Origin of the sequence: Micromonospora mirobrigensis, from assembly GCF_900091555.1 — a bacterium.
Lineage (GTDB): Bacteria > Actinomycetota > Actinomycetes > Mycobacteriales > Micromonosporaceae > Micromonospora > Micromonospora mirobrigensis.
The window spans coordinates 387747-407510 of sequence record NZ_FMCX01000001.1 but is presented as its reverse complement, the minus strand read 5'-3'; the positions used below and the strand labels follow the sequence as shown (position 1 = coordinate 407510).

Below are 19764 nucleotides of genomic sequence, written 5' to 3'. Positions count from 1 at the left end.
GTCACCTTATCTTCAACGTCACCCAGTCGCTACCCTCAGCGACGGCCATGAGCCCGGTCAGGCGCCCGGCGGCTCGTACGCCACCCGCAGCTGCATCACCTGGTCGACGTCCGCTGGCGTCATCAGCGGCGTGACCCGCAGGTCCAGCCCGCCGGCGGAGCGGATCGCCAGCGCGATGCTCACCGCCGTCTGCTGGTCCGGCAGGTCGCACAGCACGTACGAGTCGTGCTCCTCGAACGCGAAGTACAGCGCCTCCACCGACCCGCCCGCGTTCTCGATCATCGCGGTCACGATCTCGGCGCGTTTCGTCCCGCCGTCCTGCCGCAGCCCCTTGACGCCCTGGACGGTGTAGGTCGCCGTGAGCAGGAACTTCGCCACCTCGACACCCCCGATGTCCGACTCCACCGGCCCGCCTGCGCCGGCCGGACCAGGCCGCGGATACCCGCTCGGCCCGCCGCCACGCCTGGGGTGTCGGTGCCGGGCGGTAGGGTCCGCAGGCAGCCGACCGGGGAGGGGGAAGGGATGCTCGGGCTGGAGGTGCCGGCCGCCGTCGAGGCGGAGCGGGTGATCACCGCCGTGCTGGCCGACCTGCGCTCCGGTGACCACCGGGGCGTGGTGGTCGACTCCCCACCGGGCGCCGGCAAGTCCACCCTCGTGGTCCGGGCCGCCGTCGAGCTGGCCGCCGCCGGCGAGTCGCTGATCATCGTGGCGCAGACCAACGAACAGGTCGACGACCTCGTCGACCGGCTCGCCCGCAAGGCTCCCGAGCTGCGGATCGGTCGCCTCTCCGCCACCGAGTACAAGCCCTCCGCCCGGGTCCGCGGCCACGAGACGGTCCGGGTCGCGGCCAAGGTCACCGACCTCGCCGACTCGGCCGTCATCATCGGTACGGCCGCCAAGTGGGCCACCGTCGCGGACGGCGTCTGGCCGTGGGCGATCGTCGACGAGGCGTACCAGATGCGCTCGGACGCCCTGCTGCGCGTGGCCGGCAGGTTCGAACGGGCCCTGTTCGTGGGGGATCCCGGGCAGCTCGATCCGTTCTCCACCGTCGAGACCCTGCGCTGGACGGGCCTGACCTGGGATCCGATGCAGTCTGCGGTGGCCACCCTGCTGCGACACAACCCGCAGCTGCCGGTGCACCGGCTGCCCGTGTCGTGGCGGCTGCCCGCCACCGCCGCGCCGCTGGTGGCGGCCGCGTTCTACCCGTTCACCGGGTTCCGGGCCGGCACCCGGCCCGCCGACCGGGCCCTGACCCTCACCGAGCCCGGCGCAGGCGACCGGCTCGACGCGGCGGTGGAGGTGGCGGCCACGACGGGCTGGGCGCTCTACGAACTGCCGGCCCGGCAGACCATGCGTACCGATCCGGAGGCCGCGGCGACCTGCGCGGCGCTCGCGCTGCGGGTGCTGCGGCGCGGCGCCGTCGCCATCTCCGAGCAGGCGCCCGGCGGGGCGCCGGTCACCGCGGACCGGATCGCCGTCGGCGCAGCCCACCGCGACCAGGTCGCGGTGATCCGCGCCCGGCTCGGCGAGGAGGGCGCGGGCATCACCGTCGACACCGCCAACCGGCTCCAGGGCCGCGAGTACGACGTGACCATCGTGCTGCACCCGCTCTCCGGGCGGCGCGACGCCACCGCGTTCCACCTGGAGTCGGGGCGGCTCTGCGTGCTCACGTCGCGGCACCGGCACGCGTGCCTGGTGGTGGCCCGGGCGGGGATCGGGGAGCTGCTGGACGCGCACCCGTCGACGGAGACGGTGCACCTGGACGTGCCGGTGAAGTTCCCGGACGGCTGGGAGGCCAACCACGCCATGCTCGCCGCCTGGCACCGGGGTCATGCGGTGACGTCCATGGGCTGAGGGCTATACCCAACATCGACGGATGTGAGATCGTTGCTGCTCTGGGTAACTGCTCCAGTGCAGGGGGTAAGTGCTGTGGTCGTTGATGAGCCGGCGCCATGGACAGTCCAGAAGTTCGGCATGGACCTGACCCGCGAGCTACGTAACCGCATCCCGAACGCTTTGCACCGCGCAGTCGAGTTGGCCCAACATGCCCGCGAGGCGTCGGCCCTGGACACCGACCACGCGTTCGGGCCGACCCGGTGGAAGCAGCAGTACGAATCGCTGCACGAGCATCTTCGTGATCTGCCGGAGGTGACCGACGTGCACCCGCCGGGCACACAGGTCCGGGTCACCATCTGCTGCGGGCACCTACTACTGCCCTGGATGTACGGCAGGCGCAGCGGCGTCGACATGCGCAACGCCACGGGGCCACTCAAGAGTCAGTTGATCCGCGACCTGCTCGTGCTCTTCGGACCGAAGCCGGGTTACGACGAGCCCACCCTCCCCGACATGCCGCTCACCCCGGACGAGGCCCGGGACCGCACGCTCCTCCGGGAGGCCATCGAGCAGCTCACCCCTCAGCCAAAGGTGCTGCTCATCGGTTTCGCCTGCAACTCCGGCGAAGGGCTGCTCGGCGTGTCCTGGGGCGAGGCGGCTCTCGCCCAGGGCCGCAAGCTGGACTGGGGGCCGGTCGAGGAACTGTTTCAGCTCCGACCCGCACCCTCGGCGGCGCCCAGCCTCGGGTGAACCCGTGCTCACTGGCAATGGGCGGCGTGAGTCGCCCCGCCGGCTTGCCTTCGTGCCAGTGCGCCGCCTGACTCAACGGCAGCTCCGACGCAGAGCAACGCTGCGGTGGTGCCGCACAGCTCGACGTCGTCTGATCGGCGTCGGCCGGATGTGAGAAGGGAACCCTTCTATACCGGAGGCGTTAACAGGGGGCCCTTCCTTGCACCCTCGGCGCGTCCGACGGGCCGCGTCGGGGTTCGGCGCTTCAATGGCGGCATGGGGGACGTGGAAATCGAGCCGTGGAGCGAGGACGACCTGGAGCTGCTGCGGCAGCTCAACCAACCCTCGGTCCGCGCGTACACCGGAGGCACCGAGACCGACGACCAGGTGGTCGTCCGGCAGGGCCGTTACCTGCGCGGCCCGGTTCGCGGCGCCGGGCAGATGTTCGCGGTGGTGTTGCAGCCCGAGCGGGTGAAGGTCGGCAGCGTGGGCTACTGGCCGCGGGTCTGGCACGACCAGCCGGTCTACGAGATGGGCTGGGCGGTGCTCCCCGAGTTCCAGGGGCGGGGGATCGCCACCGCCGCCGTGCGGGCGGTGGTCGACGCGGCGCGGGCCCGGGGCGACCGGAGGTGGGCGCACGCGTACCCGTCGGTGGACAACCCGCCGTCGAACGCGGTCTGCCGCAAGGCCGGCTTCGAGCTGGTCGGCCCCACCGACTTCGAGTACCCGCCGGGGCAGCTGATGCGCTCCAACGACTGGCGCCTCGACCTGAAGGCGCCGGCGGACGGCTGACCCGGGTCGGATCAGGCTGCGGGCGTCGGGCCCCCTTCACCGAGGCCGGCGAGCTTGAGCCGCATGTCCGCCGGCACCCTGTCGCCCTTCGGGTCGAGGAGTTGCACGAGGTCGATCAGCGCCGCCTGGAGTTCGATCACCCGAGCGCTGCCCTGCTCGTCGTCCGCGTCGACGAAATCCACGTCGGCCCGCAGTCGCGCGAACCAGGCCGCGAACCGGGGATCGGTGTCGAGACGTTCGCAGAACGCGGCGTATCCGAGCACGCCACGGGTGGGGCCGGTCGGTTCGTCGGCGTACTCCTGCATCAGCTCGCCCACGGCCCGCTGCCCGCCCCGGTAGAGCTGGAAGGGGCCGGGCCGGTTGTGGGCCAGGATGCCGGTGATCCGGTTGAGCAGGGCGAGCAGCTCCCGGGTCAGGGGGACCGCCCCGATGTCGAGGAAGCGCTGCTCCCGACGCACGATCTCCACCCAGCCCAGATATTCGGCGATCGTGTAGACGGTGTGGTCGCGGGCGTACCGCTGCTCGGGCGAGTCGCCGTCGCCGAGCTGGCGGGGGAGGAAATTCGTGGTCATCACGTTGAACAGCCGTGACTGCAACGCGTACGCCGACCACAGCAGCGGCTCCCGGTAGCGGCGGAACAGATCCTCGGCCACCTCCTGCCGGCTGCGCCGGCGGCTCTGCTCCTGTAACCGGTGCTGCACCACCGCCGTGCGGTACGCCAGCAACGCGGTCACCATAACGCCGACGAGCGATACACCGGCCGACAGCACAGCGATCACGATTTCCGGAGCCACGGCTGCGATTCTGGCCGATCCACGTCGATCCCGCCGCCCCGCAGCTGATCACCGACGGGTCGGGCCGAGGGCTGCCGTCGACGATGGACGGTCGATACGGTGTGTCCCTGGTCGACCCGCGCGAGGTGGGTCGGGGAGGAGAACATCGATGAGGCGTACCGGACGCATCGCCATGGTGGCGGTGCTGGTGGCGGCGGCACTGGCCGGCCCGGCGAACCCGGCGCAGGCGGCCGACCCGGCACCGACGAAGATCTCCGCCTCCGGCTACCCGCTGACCACCACCCGCAGCTACGCCGATGCCGACCTGCTCGGCGGGGCGATCGGCGCGGACAAGAAGCGCGGCGTGGACTGGGTCCTGGCCAACGCCAACCGGTCGCTGGAGCCGCTGTCCTGCCAGACCGGCAGCGGCAAGGCGATGACCTACCTGGCCAGCCAGGGCACCGGCGAGTACGGCTTCTGCTGGGACGACACCGGCACCTCCACCGACGACCCGAGCAGCACCACCTGGATCCCGCAGGGCATCACCACCACCGCCGACGCCTACGGCAACTACACGTACGACGGCGTGCAGGCGGTGGCCACCACCTGGTACAGCACCGACGCCGGGCACGTGCGGGTGTCGCTCGCCCCGGCCGCCGGCTACCGCAGCGGCGCGAAGTACCGGCACCTGCTGCTGGTCGACCCCACCTCCGGCGGCAACTACACCGCCGTCGAGGACTGCCACGCCGGCGGCGCGATGTGGTACGGCACCATGCTCTACGTCGCCTGCACGGACCACGTGAAGCTGTTCAGCTGGGACCACCTGTGGAGCGCCGACACCACGTCGTACTGCGCGGACAAGGTCGGCCGGTACGACGACAACGGCACCGTCCGGTTCTGCGCCGACGGGTACGCGTACGTGATGGCGCAGGTCGGCCAGATCACCCCGGTCAACGCCAACGTCCGGTTCTCCTCGCTCGCCCTGGACCGGGGCTCCTCGCCGGACAGGATGGTGGTCACGGAGTACTCCACCAGCAACGGCGCGAAGATCTGGCGGTACAACCTGGACTACACCACCCGGCTGCCCGCCGTGACGGCCCCGTCGACCACCACCGGCGCCGCCGACGTCTGGTCGATGCCGTGGGACAAGGTGCAGGGCGCGGTGACCCACGGCGACAACTTCTGGTTCAACAGCAGCGGAGGCGCCGACTTCTACGGCAAGCTGCGCTACTGGAACAGCTCCACCGGCAACCCGGTCAAGACGTACACCGGGGCGCACGGCGCGGAGGCCATCTCGTACTGGGGCTGGGGTGACGGCGCCGGCGGCCAGCCGGACATGCTCTACACGCTCTCCGAGCATCCCGCTTACCGGGCGGTCATCGCGATCCGTCAGGGCGACTTCAACTGACCGGTGGCGCCGGCCGGCGGGTGGGTCCGCCGGCCGGCGCCCCCGCGGTCAGCCCGCCGTGTCCAGCCGGGCGCGCTGCTCGGCGGTGAGGTCCAGGTCCACCGCGGCGAGGCTCTCCTCAAGCTGCGCCACCGACGAGGCGCCCACCAGCGGGATCGACGGTACGTCCCCGCCCATCAGCCAGGCCAGCACCACCTGGTTGACCGTCGCCCCGGTCTCCGCCGCCACCGCCTCCAGCGCCGCCAGCCGGGCCGGGGTGCTCGGCAGGTCGTAGCCCTCACCCAGCCGCTCGGGCCGGACGTAACCACCCCTGATCAGCGGCGAGTACGCCACCAGGGTCAGCTGCGGTTCGGCCCGCAGGTAGCTGGCCAGGTCCGGCCCGACCCAGCCCACGTCGCCGTCCCGGTCCAGCTCGCTGGGCAGGTCGGGGCGGCGGGGCAGGTAACTGCGGTGGTACTGGAGCACCTCGTACCCGGGCAGGCCGGCCGCCGCCGCGATCGCCCGCGCCCGCTCCACCCGCCAGGCCCGGTGGTTGCTCGCGCCCAGCAGCCCGACGGTGCCCTCGGCGACCAGCTCGGCGAAGCCCTCCACGGTTTCCCGCAGCGTCACCGTGCGATCCTCGATGTGGGCGTAGAGCAGCGGCAACCGGTCCAGGCCCAACCGCTCCCGGCTGCGCTCCGCCGCCTCCCGGATCACCTTCGCCGACAGTCCCTCCGGGTTGTCGGTGTAGCTGGTGCCGGGGGCCAGCGGCCGGGCGCCCAGCTTGGTGGCGATCAGCACCTCGTCACCGACGCCCCGGCTGCGCCGCCACCGGCCCAGCAGCTCCTCGCTCTCCCCGCCCTGGCCGCCGTTGGTCCAGAACGCGTAGTTGTCGGACGTGTCGACGAAGGTGCCGCCCGCCTCGACGTAGCGGTCCAGGATCGCGTACGAGGTGTCCTCGTCGGTGACGGTGCCGAAGAGCATCGCGCCCAGGCTCAGCACGCTGACCTCCCGCCGGGTGGCGGCGTCGGTGCCGATCGTGCGGTATCTCATGGGTCCTCCCCGTTGGGTCGAGAGCCGACGCCGGCCAGCCTGGTTGCTGGAGTGCACTCGAGGTCAAGCCCTCACCAGGGCAGCACCCCGTAGTCGCCGCCCTCGTCCATCCGGAATCCCCAGAGCAGACCGGTCGGTCCGTCCGCCGGCAGGGTCGCCAGGTGCACGCTGACCTCGGCGCCCTCCTCGGCGGTACGGAAACCGGCGTGCGAGTTGAAGTCGGTGGCGCAGTACCCGGGGTTGGCCGCGTTGATCCTGATCGGGGTGTCCCGCAGCTCCTTGGCGTACATCGCGGTGATCATGTTCAGCGCGGTCTTCGACGACGGGTACGGCACGGAGGTGAGGCCGGCCAGGGCACCCTCGGGGTTGGTCATCGCCGCGATGGAGCCGACCTCGCTGGAGACGTTGACGATCCGGGCGGCGGGCGCGCGGCGCAGCAGTGGCAGGAACGCGTTGGTCACCGCGACGGGTCCGAACACGTTGGTCTCGTACACCTCGCGCATCGTGGCGAGGGTGGTCTCGCTGGGCAGCGCGGAACCGTCGGCCCGGACGATGCCCGCGTTGTTGACCAGCACGTCGAGGTGGTCGTACTCCTGCTCGACCAGCTTCGCCGCGGCGGCGACCGACGCCTCGTCGGTGACGTCCAGCGGCACGAAGCGGGCGTCCGCCCCGCCGGCGCGCAGCGTCCGTTCCGCCTCCCGGCCGCGGCCGGTGTCCCGGGCGCCGACCAGCACCGTCATCCCGAGCGCGCCCAGCTGTCGCGCGGTCGCGTACCCGATTCCCTTGTTGGCCCCGGTGACCAGGGCGATCGTCTTCGTCGTCATGCCCCGAGGGTGCCGGCGGCCCGGCTGCGGCGGGAGGGACCCGGCGAGGCTGGTACCGGCGGTACCACCCTGGACGGCCCGGATTGCGGCACCCTGGGGCCATGAGCACGCTTCGCCGCGACGAACTGGCGGGCTTCCTGCGGGCCCGCCGCGCCGGGTTGCGGCCCGCCGAGGTCGGCCTTCCCGATGGGGTACGCCGCCGCACGCCCGGCCTGCGCCGGCAGGAGGTCGCCCAGCTCGCCGGCATGTCCATCGACTACTACATCCGCCTGGAGCAGGGGCGCGGGCCGCACCCGTCCCGGCAGGTGCTCGCCGCCCTCGCCCGGGCGCTGCTGCTGACCCGCGACGAGCGGGCCTACCTGTTCCGGGTCGCCGGGGAGAGCCCACCCGACGCGACCGGCCCGTCCCGCCAGGTGCCGGCGGGGCTGCGGCACCTGCTGGACGCGATGACCGAGACGCCGGCGTTCCTGGTCGACGCCGCGTACGGGGTGCTGGCCTGGAACCGGCTGGCCGCCAGTTTCGTGGGGGACCTGTCGACGCTGCCGGCCGAGGAACGGAACATGGTCCGGCACATGTTCGGCGCGGCGGTGCCGGAGTCCCACTGGGACGACGCGGAGGTGCTGCGCTTCGCCCGGACGTCGGTGGCCGACCTGCGGGCCGCGTACGGTCGCTATCCGGCCGACCCGGCCATCGCCGCGCTGGTCACCGAGCTGCTCGGGACCTCACCGCGGTTCGCCGCGCTCTGGGCGCAGCACGAGGTGGGGGAGCGGCGCCCGACCGTCAAGCGGGTCGACCACCCCGAGTTGGGGCCGCTGGAGTTCGAGTGCCGGGTGCTGCACGTGCCGGAGACCGACCAGCGGCTGATCGTCTACGTCGCCGCGCCCGGCACCCCCAGCCGTGAGGTGTTCCGGCGGCTGGGGGCGCGGGCCGACGCCTGACCGGCGTTACGCCGGCACGTAGTCGAACGTGTCCGGGTTCGGGCCCTGCCGGCCGGCCTCGCCCTTGTTCAGACCGTTGATCCGCTCCATCGCGACGTCGTCCAGCTGGAAGTCGAAGATCGCGAAGTTCTCCTCGATCCGCTTCGGGGTGGTCGACTTCGGGAAGACGATGTCGCCGCGCTGCACGTGCCAGCGGAGCGTCACCTGGGCCGGGGTCCGGCCGACCTGCTCGGCGATGTCGACAATCGTCGGGTCGTCGAGCACCTTGCCCTGCGCGATCGGCGACCAGGCCTCGGTGGGGATGTTGTGCGCCTTGCCGTACGCGCGCACCTCCTCGTTGCCGAAGTACGGGTGCACCTCGATCTGGTTCACCGCGGGCACCACGTCGGCCTCGGCGGCCAACCGCTCCAGGTGCGCGACCTGGAAGTTCGACACACCGATCGACTTCACCCGGTCGTCGCTCTTGAACTCCTCCAGCACCTTCCAGGTGCTGACGAAGTCGCCGTCGTAGAGGGTGGGCAGCGGCCAGTGGATCAGGAACAGGTCGAGGTAGTCGAACTTCAACGCCGAGAGGGTCGACTCGAACGCCTTGCGGGCGTCGTCCGGGCGGTGGAACCCGTTGTTCAGCTTGCTGGTCACGAAGACGTCGCCGCGGTCCAGACCGGACTCACGGATCGCCTGGCCGACCTCGGCCTCGTTGCCGTACATCTCGGCGGTGTCGATGTGCCGGTAGCCGACGTCCAGGGCCGTGCGAACGGCCTGCACGGTGTCCTTGGGCTCGATCTGGAACACCCCGAAGCCCAGCTGCGGGATGGTGTTGCCGTCGTTGAGGCTGATGTCGGGAATCGGGTTCGCCATACCGGCTCTCTCTCCCATCGTCAGGGGCGCCCGATCAACTGTCGGGAGCGTTTCCACGCCCGGGTCGGGCGCCTGTCACGGCTGTTCTCCTACCCGCTCCGACCGGATCGTCACGGGCGGGTCGGGGTGATCTGGGACATCGGGCATGAACGCCGGCCTGCTGAGGCAGGTTGCGTGAGGCCAGGGCCAGCCCGATCCCGGCCGCGGATCGGGCCCGACCGGGCGACCCGGTTGGGCGGTCTGGCGCCGGTTGTCCGGATCGCGGGTGGTCGGTGGCACCCCGGGCGGTGGAATGGCGGCCGGGCCGAGGTCGTTACACCCTCTGGACGACCGCAGCAGCGCCCCGGCTGCCAGCACCGATGCCGTGACGGATCGGGTCGGGCCCCGGAATGATGTGGGGCCGGCGGTCGTTACACATGGTCCGCCGCCACGACGAGCCCTACGGGGGTTCGGGTGGCTGGCAGGAACCGGTGTGTGGGTCGCGATGAGCCCTCAGGGTCCGCGACCGCCCCCCAGACTTTCCCCTGGATCTCTTCGAGCGCCTGACGGTGCTTGCGCGTCGCCTGACCCCTATCGGGTGCCGCGCCAACCCCCGAATGGAGCTTCCCCATGAACTCGATGCTGCGTAAGAGTGTGCTGGGTATCGCTGGTCTGGCTTTCGCCGGTGGGATGGCCGCCGGTCCGCTCAATCACGCCGACACCACCCCCACCACCGCCCTGACCCCGGCCGCCGCCGTCCAGGCCGACAAGCCGGGCGTGGATGCCAAGGCGCTGATCCCGCACGGCGTGCAGGGCACCCAGTCGCACATCGACCTGAACGACGAGCAGACCGGCAACGCCAAGGCGATCATCGCCGCCACGAAGAAGGCCGGTCTCCCGGAGCGGGCCGCGGTGATCTCGATCGCGACGAGCCTGCAGGAGTCGAAGCTGGAGAACCTCGGCCACCTCGGCGACCGCAACGACCATGACTCGCTGGGTCTGTTCCAGCAGCGCCCGTCCTCGGGTTGGGGTTCGCCGGAGCAGATCACCGACCCCGCCTACTCCACCACCGCCTTCCTGAAGGGCCTCAAGCAGGTCGACGGGTGGCAGGACATGCCCCTGACCGATGCCGCGCAGACCGTGCAGGTCTCGGCCTACCCGGACGCCTACGCCCAGTGGGAGCAGCAGGCCGCCGACCTGGTCGCCCAGCACTGGAACAACTGACGCGTGAACGAACGCTGGCCGGCACCCTTGACGGGTGCCGGCCAGCGGCATGTCCCCGGTCAGAGACTCGCCGCACGCCGGGCCCCGGAAACGGCCCACGCGGGCGTACCCGGAAGATGCGCGACCGACGGACGGCAGCCCGACCACACGACGGGCTCGGGGGCGAGCGTCCCCGGCGCAGGGATCAAGCCTGACCGCCCGGAGCCGGGGACGCTCGCCCCCGAGCCCCCGACCGAAACACACGATCACCCCCAGATGGCCGCAGCCCACTCCGGATGATCGACGAACGGATTCCGGTTCCCCTGCCACCGCTCGTAGATCCGCTGGTTGCGCCGCTGCTCGAACGCGTCCGGCGGGTCGAGCCTGTTCCAGGACAGCAGCACCGAAAGCCGGCCCAGGTACGGCGCGGTGCCGTTGGTGACGGAGTCGTTCATCTCCAGGTCGGGCCAGCCGTCCTCACCCTCGTAGCGGACCGCCATATACATGATCATGCGAGCCACGTCGCCCTTGACGGCGTTGCGCGGTTCGAAGGAGTCCGCGTCGGTGTAGCAGCCGGGCGCCTCGGCCACCGCGCTGCCGCCGGCGTCGAAGTCCTTGTTGCCGCGCAGCGAGTTGACCGAGACGTCCTCGGGGCGCAGATGGTGCACGTCTGTGCCGGGGCCGGTGGTGGTGCCGAAGTCACCGTGCGACTTGGCCCAGACGTGCTCGCGGTTCCAGTCGTCCACGCCGCCGCCGTTGAGCGTCTTGCTCTGTGAGCGTCCGGTGTAGAGCAGGATGACGTTGTTGGCGTTGGCCGGGTCCTGGTCGGTGTCCTTGAGCGCCTCCCAGACCTGGTCGTAGCTGAGCTTCGTCTGGGTCCGGATGATCGCGTGCAGTGAGCTGCGCAGGGCGGTGCCGGTCTTGCCGACCGCCGTGGCGTAGTACGTCGAGTCGTACGGGCCGCTCGTCGAGGGCGCGGTGGGGGTGGGCGAGGGTGAGGTGCCGCCGCCGAGGCTCATCGCGGTGGGTGTCTTCAGGCCGCCGTGGCTGAAGTACGCGGTCAGCGTCCCGGTGGCGGTGACCTGCCTGCCGCGCAGCGTCGGGTTGGTGAGCAGGCCGAAGTCGGCCCGGTACGCGGTGGTGACCTGGAGGTAGAGCATCCGGGTGGTGCTGGTCTCGGCCGCGGTGTCGGCGATGGCGATCGCGGTGTCGGCGGTGTAGTTGCTCGTGATCACCGTGGTCGAGGCGGTCGGCTGGCCGATGACGTAGCCGGTGACCGTGGCGGTCCGGCCGTCCTGGGCGGCGAGGGCCTGCGCCACGGTCAGCGTGGTCGCCGCCGACGCCTGGCTGGCCACCGCGACGGGGGTGGTGACGGTGACGGCCAGCACGAACGCCGTGATCAGCCGCCCGGGTCGCGAGCGGGTGACGCTCTTCATATTCATGGATGGCGATGTTAGTCGGGTCGGGGTGAACTCCGGGAGATCACCGGGGCAACTCTTCGCCCTGCCCGGCCTCGAAGAGCACCGGCCACGGCCGCGCGGCGGACGCCAGCGGCGCCGGCCCGGGCGCCTCGGTGACGGCCAGGACCTCCGCCGCGAGCTGCGCGAACATCGGCGCCGCCGGATGCGCCGACCGGTCCGGCCAGGCCGCCGAGGTTCGCTTCACCAGCCGTACGCCGGCCAGCGGTCGCCAGGTCAGCCGGGGCTCCCGCCGGGCGAGGGTCTCCGGCTCGACGGCCACCCCGCCGCCGGCCAGCAGCAGCCCGAACAGGAACTCGGGGTTGCGCGCCGGCCGGACCCGTCCGGGGGTGAAGCCGTGTTCCCCGCACACCCGCAGCAGATGGTCGTGCCAGCCCGGCGCGGTCGCCCGGGGCGCGGTGACCAGGTCCAGCCCGGCCAGTCCGGCCAGGCTCACCTCGCGTTCGCGGGCCAGTGGTGACACCCGAGGCAGCAGTACGCCCAGCGGCACCTCCACCGCCGGGCCGAGGCGCAAGCCCGTGCCGTCCACCGGATGGTGCAGCAGCCCCACGTCGAGCCGTCCCTCGCCGAGCATCCGCACCTGCTCGGCGCTGGTCAGCTCGTGCAGGTCCACGTCGAGGCCGGGGGCCCGCGCGGTGAGCCGATCCAGCAGCGTCCGTAGGGTCACCGCCGGGGTCTCCGGCGGTACGCCCGCCCGGAGCACCCCCAGCCGACCGTCGCGTACCTGCCGGATCAGGTTGCGCAGCCGGCGTTCGGCGGCGAGCAGCTCGTCGGCCTCGCCGAGCAGGAGCTGTCCCGCGGTGGTCAGCCGCACCTGCCGGCGGGACCTGTCGAACAGCTCGACTCCCAGTTCCCGCTCCAGTCGTTGGATCGACTGGCTCAGCGGAGGCTGCGCCATGCCCAGGCATTCGGCGGCCCGCCCGAAGTGCAGCTCCCGGGCCACCGCCACGAAGTGCCCCAGGTGCCGCAGCAGATCCACCCCCCGACCCTACGGCGGGCCGGGATTAGCGTGAGGCCATGGACGTCGGGGAGCGGGTCGAGGAGATCTACGGGCGGGCGGGGATCAGCGGGGCCCTGCACGTGGTGGACGTCGACGCGCCGGCGCGGGAGGTCGCCGTCCGGGCCGACCAGCAGATCGTCATCGCGTCCGTGTTCAAGATCCTGCTGGTGCTGGAGTTCGCCCGGCAGGCCGTCGCCGGGCAGCTCGACCCGACCGAACGGGTGCTGGTGCGGGCCGTGGACCGGCTCGGCGGTTGGGGTGTGGCCGGTTGCGCCGACGACGTCGAGATCTCCCTGCGTGACCTCGCGTACTTCACCATGTCGGTCAGTGACAACACCGCCGCCGACCTGCTGCTGCGCCGGGTCGGGTCGGACGTGCCGGCGATGCTCGCCGCGGAGCTGGGGCTGCCCCGGACCCGGATCGTGGGTGGCCCCCGGCAACTGGTCGAGGTGATGCTCGCCGACGTGGGCGCCCGTGACGAGGCCGAGTTCGCCCGGATCTTCCCCACCCTCGACGCCGACCGGGTGCGTGCCATGCGGGTGTTCGACCCGGAGTGCGCCACGTCCAGCACCGCCCGGGAGATCACCCGACTGCTCGGGCTGATCTGGCGCGACGAGGCCGGGCCGCCGGCTGCCTGCGCGATGGTCCGCGAGCTGATGGGCCGTCAGCTGTTCTGGACCCGGCTCGCCGCCGCCTTCCCGCCCGGCGTCCGGGTCGCCGGCAAGACCGGCAATCTGCCCGGCCTGCACCTGGAGGCCGGCGTCGCCGAGTACCCGGACGGTCGCCGGTACGCGATCCTGGTGCACGCCCGCACCGAGCGGCTGAGCGTGCGGCGCATCGACGTGGACCTGGCGATGGGGACGGCGGCCCGGGTCGCGGTGGAGTCACTGCGCTGAATCAGCGCCGGTCCGGCGGGCGGGGCACCCTGCGTGACCTGCGGTGATATCCGGTCCGATATCGACCGTGCCACTGATCGATCTTGGACATGGTCGGCGGGCCGGTGGTGGGGTGGACGCACCGATCACCCAACCAACCGGGGGAGGACCCACCATGCTCGAAAACCGGCCGTACGGCCGTCGCCGTCTCCTGCGCGACGCCGCGCTCGGCGCCGCCGCCGTCTCGACCGCCGGCCTCGGCGCCACCGCCGCGTCCACACCGGCGCAGGCCGCGCCGCCGGCCGGCGCCACCCCTCGCCGCTCCGGCGCGGTCAGCTTCCGCTGGTGGGGTACGTCCGGCTGGCGCATCGACATCGGCGACCGGACCGTCCTGATCGACCCGTACCTGAGCCGCTACGACACCGGGCTGTTCACGGGTGCGTTCCACCAGGACGCGCCGTTGAGGGTGGCCACCGACGTGATCGACCCGCTGGTCGACCGGGCCGAGAACATCTTCGTCACGCACACCCACTGGGATCACTTCAACGACGTGCCGTACATCGCCGGGCGCACCGGTGCCCGGGTCTTCGGCACCCTGACCGCCTACCACCTGGGGTTGTCCTACGGGCTGCCGGTCGGGAAGCTCGCCCCGGTCAGGGGCGGGGAGGTGCTCGACTTCGGTGACTACACCGTCGAGGTGGTGGACACGCTGCACAGCCGCAACAGCTCCTGGTCGATGGCCTTCCCCGGCGTACGGGTCACCCCGCCGCCGAGGCCGGAGAAGATCTCCGACCTGCCCGAGGGGGACACCCTGGCCTTCCAGCTCCGGGTGGACGGCGGCCCGTCGGTGTTCTTCATGGGGGCGAGCGACCTCAACGAGCGCAACCTGACCGGGCTGGCCCCGGACGTGGCGATGGTCGCCACGGCGGCCACCACCTCGACCGCCGACTACGTGCCGCGGCTGATGGCGGCGCTGGACCATCCGAAGGTCGTGGTGCCGGTGCACTGGGACAACTTCGAGACCTCGTTGACCAACCCGCCGCGGGTGGAACCGAACGACCGCAGGCGCCTGGACGCACTGATCGAGGAGGTGCGGCGGGTTTCGCCGCGCAGCCGGGTGCTGCTGCCGGAGTACCACACCGCGTACCACTTCTGAGTGGCCCGGGAGCGGGGCCGGCCGGGCCGGCCCCGCGCGCGCTCAGCCGGCGGCCAGCTCCGCCAGCGTCCGTACGCTCTTCCAGTTGCGGGTGGTGCCCACCACGCCCAGCTGCTTCTCCAGGTGGGCGTTGGTGAACTTCGACCGGCCGTACCCGCCGTCGGGGAAGTGCTGGTAGACCTCCCGGCCGGCGATGGTGAACTCCACGTTCTCGGTGCCGGGCACGGCCAGCGCCGCCGCCTTCGCCTTCGCCGGCTGCTCCGCGAGGAACGCCACCAACAGCCGGGTCGGGTCGTCCTGGTCCGGGTACGGGTTGACCTCGACCACGGCCGTCAGCTCCGCGGCGGTACGGATCAGCACCGGCACGGTCAGTCCGAGCTGGTCGGCGATCGCCTTCTCGATGCCCCGGGCCAGCTTCGCCGGGTCGCGGGTCGGGCTGGCGAGGATCACGTTGCCGGACTGGAGGTGGGTCCTCACGTCCTCGTGTCCGAGGTCGGTGACCACCCGGCGCAGGTCGGCCATGGCGATCCGGGTGCTGGCGCCGACGTTGATCCCGCGCAGCAGGGCGACGTACCTGTCCATGCCGCCCAGCCTAGGCAGCCTTCCGCCGCCTTGCGCGCGGCCCACGCCGGTTCGCCGGCCGGTCGCGCCGGCCCCGACCGGCTACCGTCGTGGGCATGCGCGCTCACCCGCGGTACGCCACCGGCCTGGCCCTCGCCGGACTCGCCGCCGTCTGGTGGGCGGTCGGCGTGACCGAGCTGCAACCGCTGACCGAACCGCTCGGCCCGTGGTCGGAGCGGCTGCTCGGCGGCCACCCCTACTGGGCCCGGGAGCTGCGGTTCAGCACGATCTTCCTGGCCGCCCTGGCGCTGGTGCTGGCCGCCGGCGGGGACCATCGGTGGAGCCGGGCCGCCGTGCTGCTGGGCGGGGTATGGGTGGCCGCCGACATCGTCGTCGACCGGGTCGACCCGCAGGGCGTTCCGGCGACCGTGCTGCTGGTGGGCGCGGCGTGGGCGGGGACCGCGCTGGTCGTACTCCTGGGTGGGCGGAGGTGGGGGCGGCCCGGCGCGGTCGGCGGCTGGCGGGAGCGGCGGACCCTGACCGGCGCCGCCTGCGTGGCGGCGGTCCTGCTGGCCACCGTGGCCTGGCTGACCGCGCCGACCGGCCGGGAGCAGGCGCTGGACCCGGCGGCGTACGGCACCGGGGTGCTGGCCCTGGCCGTGACCCTGGGCTGCGCGCTCGCCGCCGCCCCCGCCGCCGGTCGGGCCCGCACCGGGATCGCGGCCGGTGCGGGCGTGGTCGCGCTGGTCCTGCTCTGGCTGGCCCGCACCCGGGTCTACGATCCGGGAGAGGTCCAGTTCGGACAGGGTGAGGCGCCGGACCGGCCGCTGATCGCCCTGGTCCTCGCTTTTCTGGCCCTGGCGGTCGTGCCGCTGCTGGCCTGGGACTGGCCGGGCGGTCGGCCGCACTGGCGATGGCACCTGCTGGCCGCCGGCGGCGTGCTGCTCGGCCTGCCCGCGGTGGCCGGGCTGGCCGGTGCCGCGGTCAGCGGACTGAGGCTGGGGGCGCTGGCCACCGCGCTGGCCGGCAACGTGGTGGTCAGCGGCCCGGACGGCACCGGTGACGTGCTCTTCTCCGTCGTCGGGCTGCTCACCGGACTGGTCCTCGCGCTGCTGCTGGCCTGGCCGAACGCCCTCGGCTACCGCCCGCCCGCCGGGGCTGCTGCGCCGGCGGGACCCACCGGCCCGCCACCGTCGACCGACGCCCTCGGGTGACCCTGGTGGATGTGGCTCACCACGCCGACCGGCGGCGGTAGCCGGCGACCACCACCAGCGCCGCGCCGAACGCCAGGGCGGCCCCGCCGGTGCCGGTGAGCAGGTGCAGCGACGTGATCGACGGGCCGGTACGCGGCAACTGCGGCCGGCCATGCCCGCCCCACTGGCCGTAGGCGCCGCCGGGACCGGTGCCCTGGCCGTACGCGGCACCCGGGCCGGTGCCCTGGCCGTACGCCTCGCCGGGGCTGGTGCCCTGGCCGATCTCGTCCGGTTCGGCCGTGCCGCGGCCGGGGCCCCGGGTCGCCCCGTCGGGGCGCATCGGGTCCACCTGGTCCGGGTCGACCGGCTGGCTGCTCTCCACCAGTTCGGTGAGCGCCGGTACGGCGTTCTGGCCGGCCTCCTCGGGGGCGGCGACGGCGGCCGGCGGGTTGGTCAGGGACAGGCACAGGCCGACGGTCGCGGCGGCCAGGTACAGGGTGCGGTTGCGGTTCGGGTTCATCAGCGGGTTCCTCGGACGGGGGACGACGTGGTCCCCACCATTCAAGAAGTTTCGCGTCGATTGTCCCTTTCGTTCCAGGGAATCGGTCGGGTCGTTCACCCGATCGGGTTGCCCGGTCGACCCGTCACTGGGCGACCGGCAGCACCACCTCGTTGCGGCGCAGGAACCACGGCTTCCACGGCGGGTCGAAGCGGGCGTAGCGCACCGCGCCGGTGGGGCTCAGGCCGGCGGCGGTGACCGCCCGCCCCAACGCCCGGGCCTGCTCGTCGAACCGCCGGGCCGACCAGCGGCCGGAGAACCGGGCCGCCGCGGCGAGCAGCTCGGGCACCTCGCGGACGGTGATCCGCGGGTCCTCCGGCTCGGGTGCGGTCGCGGCGGTCAGCTCGGCCGGCAGCACGAACCGCACCAGCCAGCAGTCGGGTTGGTCGCCCTCCTCCTGCACCACCGGGGCGGTCATCGCGATCTTCTCGGAGCCGCCGGGCTCCTGGACCACCGGGGCGGTCATCGCGATCGACCGGCGGGACCGGTTGGCGCCCCCGATGTAGCCGGCGAGCGGCCGGAACGCCTCGTTGCCGGCCTGCTCGAACGCGCCCTGCACCCGGACCTCGGCCACCAGGTGCGCCGGGTAGCGGCGCAGCTCGAATCCGGGGTGCTGGGTGAGCACCTGGTACGGCTGCTGTTCGGTCATCGGCATGCTCCCGGGCGTTCGGTCCTGGCTCCTGACGCTACCGCCCGCCGGGGGATTCCTCGCCGGGAAGCCGAAGCCACGACGACGACGGCCACGGCGAACCCTGCACCAGTCGCCGGCACCGGCGCGCAGCCCGGCGGGGGTGGTCAGCGCCGAGCCGGTGCCGGTGGCCGGGCAGCCGGGTCACCGCGTGCCCGGCTGCCCGGCGCACGGCTCAGGAGACCTCGCGCCGCAGCGCGCGCCACAGGCCGGCGGCGAGCGGCACGGCCACCCACACCAGCAGTGACACCGCCAGCCGACCCCACTGCAGGGCGGTCACCTCGCTGGTCACCAGCGGTTGCATGGTGGACGAGGTGTCCAGCCAGCGCGCCGGCTCGCGCAGTGCCCTGATCAGACCGGACAGGATGGTCCACACCGTCGGCAGCAGCAGGTAGGTCACGATCGCCAGCGGCGTGTTGAGCAACAGCAGGCCGAACCCGGCCCCCATCAGCACGCTGGCGATCTGGAACACCGCCGCGTGCGGCACGCTCGCCCACTCGAGGTCCCAACCGCCGGCCCCGCCGGTGGCGCGGGCGAGGAGCGTGAAGACGGCGGCCACCGCCAGGCTGACCAGCACGGAGGCCAGCGCGGCCAGCAGCACCGCGCCGAGCTTGGCCAGGATCACCCGTTCCCGCCGGGGGGTGAGCGTGAAGGTGGTCAGCGCGGTGCGCTGCGACCACTCCGCGGTGATCGACAGGATGCCGAGCACCGGCAGCAGCAGCGAGATCGGCAGCAGCGAGGGGTCGAAGAAGTTCTGGAAGGTCTGCTGGACGTCGTCCAGCACGAACAGCTGCACCACGGCGAGGGCCACCGCGATCAGGCCGATGGTGATCAGCAGCCAGCGGCCCGCCCGGGTGTCGACGAGCTTGCGCAGCTCCACCCCGGTCAGCCGGGCCAGGGACGGCGCCGTCACCGGGCTCGGGGTCACGACCCTGGGTTCGGTGGTGGTGGTCATCGGACGGCCTCCTTGGTCGACGCGCCGGCGGTGAGGGTGAGGAACAGCTGCTCGAGACCGCCGCTGCCGGCGGGTCGCAGCTCGGTGAGGACCAGACCGGCGTCCGCGGCGGCCTGCCCGACCGCGCCGGCCTCGGCGCGGACCACGAAACCGCCGTCGGTTCCGGCGGTGGCGTCCAGGCCGGCCCGGTCCAGGGTCAGCCGCAGCGCGTGCTGGTCGCGGGCCCGGACCAGGGTGCCGGTGCCGGCGAGCAGCTCGTCCTTGCCGCCCTGGGCGACGATCCGGCCGCCACCGATCACCACCAGCCGGTCGGCGACCGCTTCGACCTCGCGCAGCAGGTGCGAGGAGAGCAGCACGGTGCCGCCCCGGTCGGCGAAGTCGCGCAGCAGGCCGCGCATCCAGTAGATGCCCTCCGGGTCGAGGCCGTTGGCCGGCTCGTCGAGGATCAGCACCCGGGGATCGCCCAGCAGCGCCAGCGCCAGGCCGAGCCGCTGCCGCATCCCCAACGAGTACGCCCCGACCCGCCGCCTGGCGGCCACCGCGTTCAACCCGACCAGGTCGAGCACCGCGGCCACCCGGTCGGAGTCGACGCCCTGGGTGCGGGCGGCCAGGGTCAGCGCCTCCCGCCCGGTCCGGCCGGCGTGCTGCGCCGAGGCGTCGAGCAGTACGCCGATCTCCCGACCGGGATTGGGCAGCTGGCGGAAGGGCCGGCCGGCGACGGTGGCGGTGCCCGAGGTGGGCGGGGTGAGCCCGCAGATCATCCGCATGGTGGTGGATTTGCCGGCGCCGTTCGGGCCGAGGAAGCCGGTGACGGTGCCCGGTTCGCACCGGAAGGAGACGTCTTCGACGACGGCGTGCGGGCCGTACCGCTTGGTGAGGTGGTCGACTGCGATCATGGGAACGAGCCTGCCGGGGCCACCCGGCCATCCG

Annotated in this window: 21 protein-coding genes; 9 read left to right on the top strand and 12 right to left on the bottom strand. The window is 72.7% G+C overall.

All coding sequences use genetic code 11. From position 1 onward, the window contains the following. Nucleotides 1-57 precede the first annotated feature (57 nt). Nucleotides 58-405 carry a GYD domain-containing protein gene (locus GA0070564_RS01940; RefSeq protein WP_245669783.1) on the bottom strand — a complete coding sequence of 116 codons (348 nt, stop codon included), beginning with the start codon at nt 403-405 and terminating at the stop codon, nt 58-60. A gap of 117 nt (nt 406-522) precedes the next feature. Here GA0070564_RS01940 and GA0070564_RS01935 point away from each other — a divergent pair, with 117 nt between their 5' ends. From GA0070564_RS01935 to GA0070564_RS01925, 3 genes are all read left to right on the top strand, one after another. Beyond that, nucleotides 523-1854, top strand: coding sequence for an AAA family ATPase (locus GA0070564_RS01935; RefSeq protein ID WP_091601562.1), 1332 nt, complete (start codon nt 523-525; stop codon nt 1852-1854). A 120-nt stretch (nt 1855-1974) separates the two neighbouring features. Beyond that, a complete protein-coding gene (locus GA0070564_RS01930) occupies nt 1975-2583 on the top strand; it encodes a hypothetical protein (RefSeq protein WP_141714686.1) in 609 nt (202 codons plus the stop codon). A 255-nt stretch (nt 2584-2838) separates the two neighbouring features. Beyond that, the gene (locus GA0070564_RS01925) at nt 2839-3354 is read left to right on the top strand and encodes a GNAT family N-acetyltransferase (protein ID WP_091601555.1); all 516 of its coding nucleotides are present in this window, start codon (nt 2839-2841) and stop codon (nt 3352-3354) included. Nucleotides 3355-3365: 11 nt separating this feature from the next. Here GA0070564_RS01925 and GA0070564_RS01920 read toward each other — a convergent pair whose 3' ends face one another. Further along, entirely contained in the window at nt 3366-4148 is a 783-nt protein-coding gene (locus tag GA0070564_RS01920; RefSeq protein WP_141714685.1) for a hypothetical protein, read from the bottom strand. A gap of 148 nt (nt 4149-4296) precedes the next feature. On the opposite strand from GA0070564_RS01920, the gene GA0070564_RS01915 reads away from it, so the two are divergent. Continuing rightward, entirely contained in the window at nt 4297-5535 is a 1239-nt protein-coding gene (locus GA0070564_RS01915) for a hypothetical protein (RefSeq protein ID WP_141714684.1), read from the top strand. A gap of 48 nt (nt 5536-5583) precedes the next feature. On the opposite strand, the gene GA0070564_RS01910 is transcribed toward GA0070564_RS01915, so the two are convergent. Together GA0070564_RS01910 and GA0070564_RS01905 are read right to left on the bottom strand one after the other, a co-directional pair. Next, nucleotides 5584-6567: an aldo/keto reductase gene (locus tag GA0070564_RS01910; protein WP_091601547.1), complete on the bottom strand. Its 984-nt coding sequence runs from the start codon at nt 6565-6567 to the stop codon at nt 5584-5586. A gap of 71 nt (nt 6568-6638) precedes the next feature. Continuing rightward, a complete protein-coding gene (locus tag GA0070564_RS01905; protein WP_091601545.1) occupies nt 6639-7391 on the bottom strand; it encodes an SDR family oxidoreductase in 753 nt (250 codons plus the stop codon). 101 nt (nt 7392-7492) lie between these two features. Between GA0070564_RS01905 and GA0070564_RS01900 the strand changes: the two genes are divergently transcribed. Continuing rightward, nucleotides 7493-8329 carry a helix-turn-helix transcriptional regulator gene (locus GA0070564_RS01900; RefSeq protein ID WP_091601542.1) on the top strand — a complete coding sequence of 279 codons (837 nt, stop codon included), beginning with the start codon at nt 7493-7495 and terminating at the stop codon, nt 8327-8329. A 6-nt stretch (nt 8330-8335) separates the two neighbouring features. Here GA0070564_RS01900 and GA0070564_RS01895 read toward each other — a convergent pair whose 3' ends face one another. Beyond that, nucleotides 8336-9187 (bottom strand): aldo/keto reductase, encoded by an 852-nt coding sequence (locus GA0070564_RS01895; protein WP_091601539.1) that lies wholly within the window; start codon nt 9185-9187, stop codon nt 8336-8338. A gap of 609 nt (nt 9188-9796) precedes the next feature. Here GA0070564_RS01895 and GA0070564_RS01890 point away from each other — a divergent pair. After that, entirely contained in the window at nt 9797-10390 is a 594-nt protein-coding gene (locus GA0070564_RS01890; RefSeq protein ID WP_091601537.1) for a hypothetical protein, read from the top strand. 245 nt (nt 10391-10635) lie between these two features. Here GA0070564_RS01890 and GA0070564_RS01885 read toward each other — a convergent pair whose 3' ends face one another. Together GA0070564_RS01885 and GA0070564_RS01880 are read right to left on the bottom strand one after the other, a co-directional pair. Continuing rightward, a complete protein-coding gene (locus tag GA0070564_RS01885) occupies nt 10636-11811 on the bottom strand; it encodes an endonuclease (protein ID WP_091601534.1) in 1176 nt (391 codons plus the stop codon). Nucleotides 11812-11851: 40 nt separating this feature from the next. Next, complete coding sequence (locus GA0070564_RS01880; RefSeq protein ID WP_091601531.1) at nt 11852-12826, bottom strand: LysR family transcriptional regulator; 975 nt, start codon at nt 12824-12826, stop codon at nt 11852-11854. A gap of 38 nt (nt 12827-12864) precedes the next feature. Between GA0070564_RS01880 and GA0070564_RS01875 the strand changes: the two genes are divergently transcribed. Both GA0070564_RS01875 and GA0070564_RS01870 read left to right on the top strand, forming a co-directional pair. Next, nucleotides 12865-13743 (top strand): serine hydrolase, encoded by an 879-nt coding sequence (locus GA0070564_RS01875; RefSeq protein WP_091601529.1) that lies wholly within the window; start codon nt 12865-12867, stop codon nt 13741-13743. Between the two features lie 154 nt (nt 13744-13897). Continuing rightward, nucleotides 13898-14878, top strand: a complete 981-nt coding sequence (locus GA0070564_RS01870) for an MBL fold metallo-hydrolase (protein ID WP_091601527.1) — start codon at nt 13898-13900, stop codon at nt 14876-14878. 42 nt (nt 14879-14920) lie between these two features. Here the strand turns inward: GA0070564_RS01870 and GA0070564_RS01865 are convergent, their stop codons facing one another. Further along, the gene (locus tag GA0070564_RS01865) at nt 14921-15460 is read right to left on the bottom strand and encodes a DUF1697 domain-containing protein (RefSeq protein ID WP_091601525.1); all 540 of its coding nucleotides are present in this window, start codon (nt 15458-15460) and stop codon (nt 14921-14923) included. Between the two features lie 95 nt (nt 15461-15555). Here GA0070564_RS01865 and GA0070564_RS01860 point away from each other — a divergent pair, with 95 nt between their 5' ends. Beyond that, on the top strand, nt 15556-16653 hold the full coding sequence (locus GA0070564_RS01860; protein ID WP_091601522.1) for a hypothetical protein: 1098 nt from the start codon (nt 15556-15558) through the stop codon (nt 16651-16653). Between the two features lie 16 nt (nt 16654-16669). Here the strand turns inward: GA0070564_RS01860 and GA0070564_RS01855 are convergent, their stop codons facing one another. The 4 genes from GA0070564_RS01855 to GA0070564_RS01840 all read right to left on the bottom strand — a co-directional run bounded on the left by GA0070564_RS01855 (nt 16670) and on the right by GA0070564_RS01840 (nt 19730). Continuing rightward, a complete protein-coding gene (locus tag GA0070564_RS01855) occupies nt 16670-17152 on the bottom strand; it encodes a hypothetical protein (RefSeq protein WP_091601520.1) in 483 nt (160 codons plus the stop codon). A gap of 124 nt (nt 17153-17276) precedes the next feature. Then, nucleotides 17277-17840, bottom strand: coding sequence for an SOUL family heme-binding protein (locus GA0070564_RS01850; protein ID WP_091601518.1), 564 nt, complete (start codon nt 17838-17840; stop codon nt 17277-17279). Between the two features lie 214 nt (nt 17841-18054). Next, complete coding sequence (locus GA0070564_RS01845) at nt 18055-18834, bottom strand: ABC transporter permease subunit (protein WP_091601516.1); 780 nt, start codon at nt 18832-18834, stop codon at nt 18055-18057. Next, entirely contained in the window at nt 18831-19730 is a 900-nt protein-coding gene (locus GA0070564_RS01840; RefSeq protein WP_091601514.1) for an ABC transporter ATP-binding protein, read from the bottom strand. The genes GA0070564_RS01845 and GA0070564_RS01840 overlap by 4 nt, the downstream gene beginning before the upstream one ends. Nucleotides 19731-19764: the final 34 nt, after the last annotated feature.

Excerpts from the sequence above, each read along its gene's own strand:
- GA0070564_RS01870 (WP_091601527.1), top strand. The coding sequence starts at position 13,898 with ATGCTCGAAAACCGGCCGTACGGCCGTCGCCGTCTCCTGCGCGACGCC.
- GA0070564_RS01855 (WP_091601520.1), bottom strand. The coding sequence starts at position 17,152 with ATGAACCCGAACCGCAACCGCACCCTGTACCTGGCCGCCGCGACCGTC.
- GA0070564_RS01865 (WP_091601525.1), bottom strand. The coding sequence starts at position 15,460 with ATGGACAGGTACGTCGCCCTGCTGCGCGGGATCAACGTCGGCGCCAGC.
- GA0070564_RS01850 (WP_091601518.1), bottom strand. The coding sequence starts at position 17,840 with ATGACCGAACAGCAGCCGTACCAGGTGCTCACCCAGCACCCCGGATTC.
- GA0070564_RS01905 (WP_091601545.1), bottom strand. The coding sequence starts at position 7,391 with ATGACGACGAAGACGATCGCCCTGGTCACCGGGGCCAACAAGGGAATC.
- GA0070564_RS01875 (WP_091601529.1), top strand. The coding sequence starts at position 12,865 with ATGGACGTCGGGGAGCGGGTCGAGGAGATCTACGGGCGGGCGGGGATC.
- GA0070564_RS01930 (WP_141714686.1), top strand. The coding sequence starts at position 1,975 with ATGGACCTGACCCGCGAGCTACGTAACCGCATCCCGAACGCTTTGCAC.
- GA0070564_RS01895 (WP_091601539.1), bottom strand. The coding sequence starts at position 9,187 with ATGGCGAACCCGATTCCCGACATCAGCCTCAACGACGGCAACACCATC.
- GA0070564_RS01915 (WP_141714684.1), top strand. The coding sequence starts at position 4,297 with ATGAGGCGTACCGGACGCATCGCCATGGTGGCGGTGCTGGTGGCGGCG.
- GA0070564_RS01900 (WP_091601542.1), top strand. The coding sequence starts at position 7,493 with ATGAGCACGCTTCGCCGCGACGAACTGGCGGGCTTCCTGCGGGCCCGC.
- GA0070564_RS01935 (WP_091601562.1), top strand. The coding sequence starts at position 523 with ATGCTCGGGCTGGAGGTGCCGGCCGCCGTCGAGGCGGAGCGGGTGATC.
- GA0070564_RS01845 (WP_091601516.1), bottom strand. The coding sequence starts at position 18,834 with ATGACCACCACCACCGAACCCAGGGTCGTGACCCCGAGCCCGGTGACG.
- GA0070564_RS01885 (WP_091601534.1), bottom strand. The coding sequence starts at position 11,811 with ATGAATATGAAGAGCGTCACCCGCTCGCGACCCGGGCGGCTGATCACG.
- GA0070564_RS01860 (WP_091601522.1), top strand. The coding sequence starts at position 15,556 with ATGCGCGCTCACCCGCGGTACGCCACCGGCCTGGCCCTCGCCGGACTC.
- GA0070564_RS01925 (WP_091601555.1), top strand. The coding sequence starts at position 2,839 with ATGGGGGACGTGGAAATCGAGCCGTGGAGCGAGGACGACCTGGAGCTG.
- GA0070564_RS01890 (WP_091601537.1), top strand. The coding sequence starts at position 9,797 with ATGAACTCGATGCTGCGTAAGAGTGTGCTGGGTATCGCTGGTCTGGCT.
- GA0070564_RS01910 (WP_091601547.1), bottom strand. The coding sequence starts at position 6,567 with ATGAGATACCGCACGATCGGCACCGACGCCGCCACCCGGCGGGAGGTC.
- GA0070564_RS01840 (WP_091601514.1), bottom strand. The coding sequence starts at position 19,730 with ATGATCGCAGTCGACCACCTCACCAAGCGGTACGGCCCGCACGCCGTC.